This window comes from Nocardia sp. NPDC059154, from assembly GCF_042755705.1.
Taxonomy (GTDB): Bacteria; Actinomycetota; Actinomycetes; order Mycobacteriales; family Mycobacteriaceae; genus Nocardia.
On sequence record NZ_JBHZCS010000186.1, the window covers coordinates 1 to 2,204 of the forward strand.

Sequence of the window (2,204 nt, forward strand, 5' to 3'; positions counted from 1 at the left end):
CTAGCACCAGATCTCGACCCTGACCCAGGCCGAGATCACCCTCACCGAGCAGGCCGTCACCGTGGGCGCGCAACCGCTGTTGGTTCCGCCCGCCACCGGCACCGCGGCCTGCCCGGTGCGAGTGTTCTCCCGCTCGGCCACCATCGCCACCCACGCACCCGCCGCCACCGGCCACATCCGGCTCGAAGAACTACTCACCGACTCCGGCGCGGCCGCCGCCAACCTCCAGGACGGTGAGGCGGAAGTGTATGTGCCGCAGCAGTTCCCCGCCCGATATGCGGTGCAACCGTTGTTGTGCGAGTTCGACGCGCGCGGCTTGGCGCACGGCTACATCGACGAACTTGAGCCGCTGCGCCCGGATGCCGTGGCCGATATCGCCACCGCCCATCTGCTGGCCCCGGCCGCGCCGGGCCCGGGCCCGGACGTCGATACCGATTGGTTCGAGCGTGGGATCGCCGCCCGGTGGCGGTTCAAGGCCGTAAGCGCCGAGCTCGACGACCTGCTCGACCGTGTCGACGTCATCGCGGCTCGCTACGGCGTCTGACGGCTGGCTTCAGCGGTACCGGGAATGGGTCGCGGGCACATCCGACGAGCCAGGCTGCTGCGAAACAACCGCTCGCTAAGCAGGATCGGGCACCTACCATGGGCAGTCATGACCTTGGCCGACCGTGATCGCTCGCTTGTGTCTGCTGACCCCACCGTCCATGCGGCGATCGGGCGGGAACTGATCACGACGTTCTTCGCGCATCTGGCGGAGGGGAAACTCGAAGTCGTCCACCGCGGTGAGGCGGACCGCGGGCGGGCCGCCGCGGAATTCGGATTCGCCATCCACGCCCACCACCTCGGCCGGATGGCTCTGGATCTGCTCGACCGCGAGCACGTCCTGATGACGACGCCCACCGTGCGGGCGTGTTTCGAGCATGCGCTGACCGCGCACTGGATCGCCCAATCGACTCCTGACGCCGCGCTCGCGGTGTTCAACCACGAACTCAAACAACGCCGGGCGATGGCGAAAACGTTGCAGGACGCGACAATTCCGGAGTTCCAGCAGGCCGCAGTGAAGATCGGCAACCTGGGTGACCCGCTGGTGCTGACCGGATCCGATGGCCAGGCGAAGGTCTTCGCGTCCATGCTGGACGATTTCCAGGGCGGTGGCCCGGACATCTACGCCCATTACCGCCTGCTGTGCGCTTTCACCCACCCCCGGATGTCGGTCGCCGACGCCTACCTCTACGCCGATCCGGGGCCGACGGCAGGCGGCTACGGCCTGCAGCTGGAGCCACAGGCGTGGGATCGGTTGCCGTGGGTGCACATCGTCGCCTCATGCTTGGTCTGGGCCGGATCGGCGGTGCGCTATCTGCAAAAGGACAAAATCGTTCGCCGCCAGCACCTTCGCGATGCCGCGAAGGCATTGGGCACCGAATCCGATATCCACCTCACCGCCGCCGCTCTCAGCCGCCAGCCGTCCCAGCGGCGCACCCGCACGGTCACCTGAGTCCCAGACGGACTGCGGGGATACGCCATCCGTGGCGCGAGCGTGGGATACGAACAGCGGGTCGCTGTGGCGATGAAGTACTTCGGAGATGACCAGCGGAAGCGCCGCGCCGGCATGGCACAGCTATGCGCGGCAGGTGCTGCGGGAGGCGAGAGCCGGACACCAGCTTGCGGCCGCCGTCGAAGTCACGAAGCTGCTCCACGCCCGTGATTGCGACACCGCCATCGTGCGCGCGGGATCGCTGTGGCTCGACACGCATGGTCTTCCGCGTCAATGTCGTACTGGCCAGCACCTCGTCGATTAACCAGTGCAGGCTGCCGTTGGCGCCGTTGATCAATGTCGCCCTCACCGACGAACTCGATCAGCTCGTCGAGGCGCGGCCAAACGATGTCCTTGCCGGAGGCTGTCGACGAAGGTCTTCTCCACGTCGAGGTCCTCCCTGGCGGGCGGTGTTCTGATCGACGGTGCTGACCCGGATGCAGCCGACCAGCATGGCTATCGCATCTAATTACCCCCGGCAGCGGTGTCGGTGTCGAGGTAGCGCCATCGGATCCTGGTCACGATGCTCGCCGGCGTGCAGCCCTTGTGGCTGCCGCAGAAGAACTCGACGAACGCGGGGACCGTCATCTCCGGGAAGCCCTCCCGGGTCACCTCGTCGGGGGTGATCGCATCGAGGCGCTCCTGGCCCACCGCGACGACCTCGACATCG

At 67.2% G+C, this 2,204-nt stretch carries 4 protein-coding genes; 3 read left to right on the forward strand and 1 reads right to left on the reverse strand.

Going from position 1 to position 2,204, the window contains the following annotated elements:
* Positions 1 to 61 precede the first annotated feature (61 nt).
* The 3 genes from ACFXN1_RS51665 (at position 62) to ACFXN1_RS51675 (ending at position 1,799) form a co-directional block, all read left to right on the forward strand.
* Complete coding sequence (locus ACFXN1_RS51665) at positions 62 to 544, forward strand: hypothetical protein (protein WP_379446777.1); 483 nt, start codon at positions 62 to 64, stop codon at positions 542 to 544.
* A gap of 108 nt (positions 545 to 652) precedes the next feature.
* Complete coding sequence (locus tag ACFXN1_RS51670) at positions 653 to 1,495, forward strand: hypothetical protein (RefSeq protein ID WP_379464180.1); 843 nt, start codon at positions 653 to 655, stop codon at positions 1,493 to 1,495.
* 88 nt (positions 1,496 to 1,583) lie between these two features.
* The gene (locus ACFXN1_RS51675) at positions 1,584 to 1,799 is read left to right on the forward strand and encodes a hypothetical protein (protein ID WP_379446793.1); all 216 of its coding nucleotides are present in this window, start codon (positions 1,584 to 1,586) and stop codon (positions 1,797 to 1,799) included.
* A 200-nt stretch (positions 1,800 to 1,999) separates the two neighbouring features.
* Here the strand turns inward: ACFXN1_RS51675 and ACFXN1_RS51680 are convergent.
* Positions 2,000 to 2,204: hypothetical protein (locus ACFXN1_RS51680; protein ID WP_379446792.1), on the reverse strand; the 205-nt coding region annotated here is incomplete at its 5' end.